General features: G+C 55.2%; 8 protein-coding genes and 1 tRNA gene. 4 read left to right on the top strand and 5 right to left on the bottom strand.

What is annotated here, in order from left to right:
- Positions 1–363: 363 nt before the first annotated feature.
- Entirely contained in the window at positions 364–1,230 is an 867-nt protein-coding gene (locus I8N66_RS11515; RefSeq protein ID WP_291153742.1) for a DUF429 domain-containing protein, read from the bottom strand.
- 450 nt (positions 1,231–1,680) lie between these two features.
- Here I8N66_RS11515 and I8N66_RS11510 point away from each other — a divergent pair, with 450 nt between their 5' ends.
- A complete protein-coding gene (locus tag I8N66_RS11510; protein ID WP_291153738.1) occupies positions 1,681–2,079 on the top strand; it encodes a hypothetical protein in 399 nt (132 codons plus the stop codon).
- A gap of 91 nt (positions 2,080–2,170) precedes the next feature.
- Positions 2,171–2,461 (top strand): HNH endonuclease, encoded by a 291-nt coding sequence (locus tag I8N66_RS37530; protein ID WP_365887157.1) that lies wholly within the window; start codon positions 2,171–2,173, stop codon positions 2,459–2,461.
- A gap of 154 nt (positions 2,462–2,615) precedes the next feature.
- On the opposite strand, the gene I8N66_RS11505 is transcribed toward I8N66_RS37530, so the two are convergent.
- Complete coding sequence (locus I8N66_RS11505) at positions 2,616–4,163, bottom strand: tetratricopeptide repeat protein (protein WP_291153736.1); 1,548 nt, start codon at positions 4,161–4,163, stop codon at positions 2,616–2,618.
- A gap of 525 nt (positions 4,164–4,688) precedes the next feature.
- The gene (locus tag I8N66_RS11500) at positions 4,689–5,048 is read right to left on the bottom strand and encodes a hypothetical protein (RefSeq protein ID WP_291153734.1); all 360 of its coding nucleotides are present in this window, start codon (positions 5,046–5,048) and stop codon (positions 4,689–4,691) included.
- Between the two features lie 478 nt (positions 5,049–5,526).
- Here I8N66_RS11500 and I8N66_RS11495 point away from each other — a divergent pair, with 478 nt between their 5' ends.
- Complete coding sequence (locus I8N66_RS11495) at positions 5,527–5,709, top strand: YegP family protein (RefSeq protein WP_113537944.1); 183 nt, start codon at positions 5,527–5,529, stop codon at positions 5,707–5,709.
- Between the two features lie 65 nt (positions 5,710–5,774).
- Here I8N66_RS11495 and I8N66_RS11490 read toward each other — a convergent pair whose 3' ends face one another.
- On the bottom strand, positions 5,775–6,212 hold the full coding sequence (locus I8N66_RS11490) for a hypothetical protein (RefSeq protein WP_291153731.1): 438 nt from the start codon (positions 6,210–6,212) through the stop codon (positions 5,775–5,777).
- A gap of 318 nt (positions 6,213–6,530) precedes the next feature.
- Here I8N66_RS11490 and I8N66_RS11485 point away from each other — a divergent pair.
- Positions 6,531–6,607, top strand: a tRNA-Pro gene (locus I8N66_RS11485).
- A gap of 123 nt (positions 6,608–6,730) precedes the next feature.
- Here I8N66_RS11485 and I8N66_RS11480 read toward each other — a convergent pair.
- On the bottom strand, positions 6,731–6,930 hold a 200-nt coding region (locus I8N66_RS11480; protein ID WP_291153728.1), incomplete at its 5' end, for a hypothetical protein.

Genomic DNA, 6,930 nt, shown 5'->3' with positions numbered 1-6,930 from the left:
TCATCAGCTCGCAATCTCAAACCTGAGCACGTCCGGTCTTTTGGGGGCAACTCCATAGAAGAAAACGGGCTCGCCGCAGCGAGGGCAACGTGCGTTGGGGTTGACGTAGCATCCCGATAACGAATTTGCTCCGTGCTGCTTTAGAAGAAGCCGAGCATCACGCTCGCGAAAGCTCTGCGTGTAGTCCGCAAGCGCCGCTCTTGACCGGCCGTAATTCACGCACCAGCCGCAGGTGCAGTCGCTATAGTGATTGTGGCCCGTCACGCTCGCCTTTCCACCTTTCCGTTAGATGATCGATTTGCATGTAACCAAAGATGGCGCACAGGTAGGCAGCGTGTCCAGATAGGACGCGGCATGCGGAAATTATTTCCCCAAAACCGGGGTTGCGTTTTTCATCGAGGCAAGTGGTGTCGGAATCCAGATTGCCGAGGTGTCGTCTCCAAATGGGATCGCGCGTCCCTGAAGTGCGCAGATGGCAACCCAACAGCAGACGATTGCATCCAGCATGTCTTCAAAGGCCTTTAGCTCCACCGCACTCGCCTTCGGCTCGATCGGCGGCAACATTCGCCCAACGCCGGAGAAGTTGGCTTCGAGCAGACTAACAATTTCGTGCCATTGAAAGAGAAGATTTTCTCGCCGTTGTTGGGCATTGATGCTCGGCCAATATTTCCGAGCCTTCTGCGCCTTGTAGGGCAAGCGCTCTACCGCACAAGCGAGCTCAACCAAGGCGGGGTGAGGGTAAACCTCAATCAGAGCTCGTGGAAAAATTGCCTCGGTGGCCAATGTGTAGCCCTCACCTTCGGCCTGCGCGCGCAATGTGTCGCTGATGATGCCCGGGCGAATGTCACTCGGTGAGTGCGTGCTGCATTTCCGACTGCCATAGGCTCGTGATACCGCATCATCCGACCGGCGCCGGCCGACAATCGGAGAATTTGACAGGGGCATGTCTACGGCGACGATGTCGATCGGCGCTGCAGCCAATTTCCTCCCAGCTTGGAGAAGTGCACTGACATCCGGAGCTCTTCCGAGAGGCTTGGGTTCGCAAACAAGACTTTCGTCAGCCAAAGCCTGAAAGCGTTGATACGACGGAGCTACTGCTCGAAGCTGCCATTCATCGCCAATTAGGACGGCGAGCGCGACGCCACTCGGTTGTGTCAAAGTCCACGCAGCGTCTATGCCGATGACAGCTGCACGAGTGCCGCCGGTCGCCGCATCCCATTCTTGGTTCATCGTTCCTCTCATGGGGCCTGGATGCTGCGAATATACTGAATAGATGATTGTTAATCATTCCAAGCAAATATTCGCCGATTCTGATTGATGTACTGTAATTTATCCCGAACTGAAGGAAACCTCTTCAGGTTGGTGTATTGCGTTTCCTGAAGAGCTTGGGCCAGGGGCGTGCTAAAGTACAGTCGGCGTGTTGCTGAGAAGCGGTTTTCGAGTGTTTATGTGCCCGTTGCCGGGGACCAATGCAATTATTGTGGCATGCCAAGCGACGGCAGAGTTGACCACCAGCCGCCTGTCTATGTTCTTCACCGCTTCGCCAAAGGTGGGCTCGTCACCAAACGAGAGATACGGAACCATTTTGGCCAGTGTAAGCTGGTTCCTTGTTGCACCATTTGCAATATGGGGCTCGGTTCGTCCCATGGCTCAGCTGACATTGAGCGTAGACGAGAGATTGTGAACTGGTTTCTCCCCGATGAGCGTTATCCCGAAGATAAGCTGATCTTGGGTCTCGGACACAAACTCTTGGAGCAAAGACTAAGCGGGAACCGCGGCGTCGAGGTCTACGAGTTTCCCGGTGTTGGACGTTCCATCTACCTAAGTGCTTTGCTTGGCTTGATCAACGGCGAGTACGCTAGCCCTGAAGCCTTCCCCCCATGGCTACAGCAGTCCCAGTCTGAACTCGCAGGTTGGCTTCGTAAAGCGCCGAAACGCAAGAGCCGGTATTTTCTGGATATGGCCAACCTTGCGAGCTACGACCTACTTCCTCACGCGCGGACCGATCCTCGCGGCCAGTTCGACGATTCTCAAGACGATCTTTTCGGCAATAGCGCTTCTGATTTAGAAAAGAGGTGAGGGACACCTGTTGACGGCAATAGCACTGACGAATGCAAGAACCAGTGCCGCTTCCCGCCAAGGGTGGCTTTGTTACTATTGCGGACTGCCGATGTGGGAACGCGATCCCCAATTGTTCGTCCGGCGGTACGGAGTGTCGCGAAAGGAGGCGCAACGCTTTCGCTGCACAGCAGAGCACCTTGTTGCGCGCCACCAAGGGGGAAACAATGGTCAGGCAAACATTGTCGCCGCCTGCCAGTTTTGCAATCGAGCTCGACATCGAAAAAAGGAACCCTTGTCAGCTTCCGATCATATCGCCCACGTTCGCAAACGCCTCACGCGAGGGAAGTGGCTGCCACATCATCTGCATGCGCTATTTTACACGGCTAGCGGGGCGACATAGATTGAGCGTGCAGCAGAAGGGATGCAAAGGGCGACTATCGATCCTAAGCGGAAATAATTTGACTGGTCTCCAGCGACGTACATTGCGTCAGCGTCGGAGTATCGCTTGATGACGTCCAGAACATCAACGTTAGCTTCGCCGTCGTTTTGTTCGTTCATGATCGCGTTCTGCCGTTGCTTTCAAAATCTTGGAGCCACTGCCTTGCAAGGCGACGAGCGTCGTTAGCTTGCTGTTCGCTCATACGCCCGATCAGCGCTTGCTTGAACGGAATGTTGAACCCCCGAAGCTGCAGTATTTCGACCCACTTTAGCGCCTCGACAAGATCGGGCGGTGTGCCCCACCCGTTGGAGTAGGATGTCGCGAGACTATGTTGTGCATCAGGAAGACCTTCATGGGCTGCTTTCATGAATAAGGGGAATGCCTTGCCATAGCTTTGCGGCACGCCATCGCCGCTGGCATACAGCAGGCCCAAATTCTGCATTGAATTGAGCATCCCTTGCGCAGCGGCTTGTTCATACCAAGAGGCGGCGCGGACTTTATCAACTTCAACGCCATATCCTTCGTCATAAGCGAGGCCAATATTGTGCTGCGCTTCTGCAATCCCTTGCTTCGCCGCCTGTTCAAACCAATGCGCTGCCTTGGTATAGTCTTGTGCTACCCCTTCACCGTGAAAGTACATTTGCGCGAGATTATATTGCGCGCCAGCGACGCCCACCTCGGCGGCTTGACGGTAAAGGCGTTCCGCGTCCGCAAATTTGTTTGCCTTGTAAGCCTCAAAACCGAGCAGGAAATCCTTGTCTGCCTCGTCGCGCGATTGGCGTGTCTTCGTTTGCGACAGACCGGCTTTGGATGCACTCTCGCTGGCTCGATATTGAGGAAAGATCGGAAGGTGGAACTGATCGAAGAACCGGGCGACGTCGTAGAGCGGCATGAAGCGTCCTTCCTCGCGCACAGTCTTTAGAAATTCACTTCCTTCAACGAGTTGAATGCTTCCCACCCACGCCCGCCCGAATGCGGCAAGGGCCTCGCGAATGAAGGCGGTGCTGCTTATCACCGACCACCATTCACCAAAGGCGGCTTCTGAAAAAGGCTTGGATGGATAGGCGCTAGGTCGCCAATTCTGGAAGCTGTCTATGTGAGCATGGCGGTACCAACTGAGCTTCAGAAATTCCTTGTCGATACTGGAGTCCTTCTCGGATTCCTTTAGAAGCTGCTCATAGGCTTCGCGCGTTTCCTCGCCGGCACGGCCAAAGAGATCAGTGCCGTACTTCTTTAGGTAGTAAAGTTCGCGTCCCCAGTCGGTCGAATGCGCTGCCGCTCCACGGGACATGAGAAACTTTAAGCATTTGTCGATTTCGGCGTTACCATTCGTCATTACAAAGGAAGGCAGAGCGTGAATCCCTAGACCGGGCGACTTCCCGCCGCTCATCGCCATCTGATTGGTCAGGCTGATAAGTGCGTTCATTGTGAGTTCCGCAAAGTTCGCGGAGACTGCAACGCGGGCGCTGACATCGTCCAGCATATAAATCTCGCCACCTGAGAAATGCATCCAGCGGCAGAAGAAGCGCAGATTGGTGCTTTCCTCCATATAGCCGAAGGCGTACGCCGTCGGCCCGTTCGGGTTGAAAAGGAACCAGCTTGCCAGAATGCTGCCGGTTCGTGCGCCCATGACGCCCTCGAACTTTGAAACCTGATCCGCCAATGTGAAGCCCTCCTCGCGCCAGAGTGATGGTCCGACAGGTTGGCAATCCGCGTGAGATTGGGCAGCTTACCATAAAGCCCGACGTGTGCCGCCTTGCAAGGCGCACGTAGGAATGCTTCCTCTGCGTCAGCGTCTTTTTTCCCATCGGCGCGCACAAGCATACCTGGTGCAATGTCGTCCAGAACATACCGACCAAAGAATATCAGTTCTTCTTGTGAAAATTCCTCCTGACTGCCGTTCCGGAATGTCGTACAAGAGTGTCGTACAAGCATATTAGACGAGCAGGATTTGGTAATCTTCTTAAAGGCTTGAAAAAGGACAATTCCCTTAGCTGGGAATCCTGGCGCCCCAGCCATCTGTTTCAAGTCGATTGCTTCAATCACCTACATGAAGGCTCGCGCTTCATGCAGGTGAGCTCAGTTTTTCGCCCAATGGTTCGCCTCTGCGGCCACAAGACGGCAGAGACCGGGGACATTTACCAGCCCCCGCTCGGCGACTTCTTCTGCGTTGGTATGGCTGTGGCCCCTACCACCGGCTGCGCGTTGACTTGCTATCGCTGTTTTCTCGAGAAAAGCGGTCTTCTCTTTGCATCCAAATCGGCGATTTGAAGGTGATCGGCGTGGAAGCGGGAGGTGAAATGCTCAAGCCACCGGGAATGCCGGGCTGATTGTTACCCTTGCCTCCCCCTACCTGGCCGTGCGTGCCTCCGCCGCCGGATTTGGCAATCGCGCGGGAACTGAGGCTTGTACCAAGCAGTAGGGTTATAGTGGGAGGCGTTACCGCGGCAAAGCGCCCAGCCTTCATGAGAAAATTTCGGCGAGCTTCAGCTTCTGTTGTCAGTTCTTCGGGGGTTTGTTCTAATTCTTTTGTGTTATTTTTAGACATGATCCACCTAATAATAATTAAGTTAAAACAACATCATTATGTTAACAGCATTTTTAAGGGATGCAATTGGTAGAAATATTTCTGTAATACTTAGATGTTGCACGAGGAGGGTTTTGTGGAAGGGAATGATTGTGATGCGGCGCCGATATAGATCGGTTCACGTCGAGCCTGTTTGTGGATGATGCCGAGCTTCCTGGTATCCCACAGGAGGAACGTGATCGCTGAGATCATTCCTTCCGCAGTCAGCGAAGGCCCCGCGTGCTGAACGCCGAGCCGACCGGTGGTTGGGCCACGTGAGAACAGGCGGCATCCGATCGGAACAGGGGTGAAGCGTGGAGCCTGTCGAGGCCTTCTTTCAATCACCCGATCCGAAACGGCCGATCCCGGCCGTGGGTTCGGGCTTCTACTTGCACTCTTGTCAAGTCACTCTGCAACTGACACGCTAACTGCGTTGATTCCTACTTGTATGAGGGAGAAGATGGCTCACAAATTCGAAATCTACAAAGACAAGGCTGGTGAATACCGGGTGCGCTTCAAGTACAACAGCGAAGTGATGTTCTCGACCGAGGGCTACAAGACCAAGGCCAGCGCGCAGAACGCCATCGACTCGATCAAGAAGAACGGTCCCGAAGCACCCGTAGAAGACAACAGCAGCAGCTGAGTTCGACACGATCTCCTGGAAAAAACCCGCCGATTTTCACCGGCGGGTTTTTTGTTTCTTGAGGTTTAGCCTGCGGTCGCTGCCGGCTTGGTCTGGGCCGGGGCGCCCAGGAACTCTTCGCACCAGCTCGGGCCTTCCGCGCGCTTGTGGTCGCCGGCGATGCGGATCGAGCGGATGACATAGTCGGACGAGACGGTGAGCTGAACGGAGCAGCTCAGGTATTCCGCGCGGGCCGAGGCGATGCGCTTGCCGCGCTTGCCGTCCTTGGTGGTTTCGTATTGGGCCGGGACCTTGCGGGTCTTGTAGCCGCCCTTCCAGCTATAGACGGTGGAGCTGCCGCTTTCGACGTCGGAGATCGGCGGACCGTATTGGGCGAAGAAGCCGCCGGCCGGCTGGCCGAGCCAACGCGCTTCGACCGCGTTTCTGGAGATCCCCGTTCCGGTCGTGGTGCAGCCGGCGAGCACGAGCGCGAGGCCCGCCACCGTCATCATGCGGAAGTTCATGTTTCTGTCCCTTTGGCTCTCGTTCTGAAATAGGCGTGGCGCGGAAGCCCGTATCCCCTGGTTTTCCGCGCTTTCCGTTGTGCCTCTAGCGCCAAACCAATAGAAATGAAATCCACGCCGCACCCTCGATTTGAGGAAAATATGAAGCGTTGCAGAAAGTCCCTATTGGGCGTGCTTCCAGGCGTCATCGACGCCCGCCAAACGGCAATCTCCGCACGAGTTTTCCACCGTCACAAATTTTTTGAAAAAGGCGCAAGGTTTTTCGAGATAGGCGCTTGTGAAATCAAAATGCCTGTTCTATAGAGGCGCCGCTGGTCACGGAGTGTAGCGCAGTCTGGTAGCGCACCACGTTCGGGACGTGGGGGTCGCAAGTTCGAATCTTGCCACTCCGACCAGCCGAAAAGCCTGGAAATCCGGGCTTTTTTCGTTTTTGGCGGTATGTTCCGTCTTCGCCGTGGCAACGACGGCGACGAAGATTTCCCACTGTTTTCGACCAGTTCGACATGCAACCTGCAAGATCAGGTGCCGTTGCGCTGCGATGAGCTTTCGATGCGTGAACGCTGACGGCAGGTGCTGGCAGCCACTTGCATTTTTCTATAGGGTCGTTGGGACAGCGCGTGGGGGCGTAATCCTTGCACTACAATCCAGCTCTTGATGGATTGCGGGCGGTGGCGGTTTTCACCGTCGTCGCGTTCCATTGCCGTTTTCCGTTTGCTCT

It is taken from the genome of Ensifer sp. SSB1 (assembly GCF_016652895.1).
Lineage (GTDB): Bacteria > Pseudomonadota > Alphaproteobacteria > Rhizobiales > Rhizobiaceae > Ensifer.
Note: the sequence above shows the minus strand (reverse complement) of the source record. Positions and strands in the feature narration are given on the sequence as shown.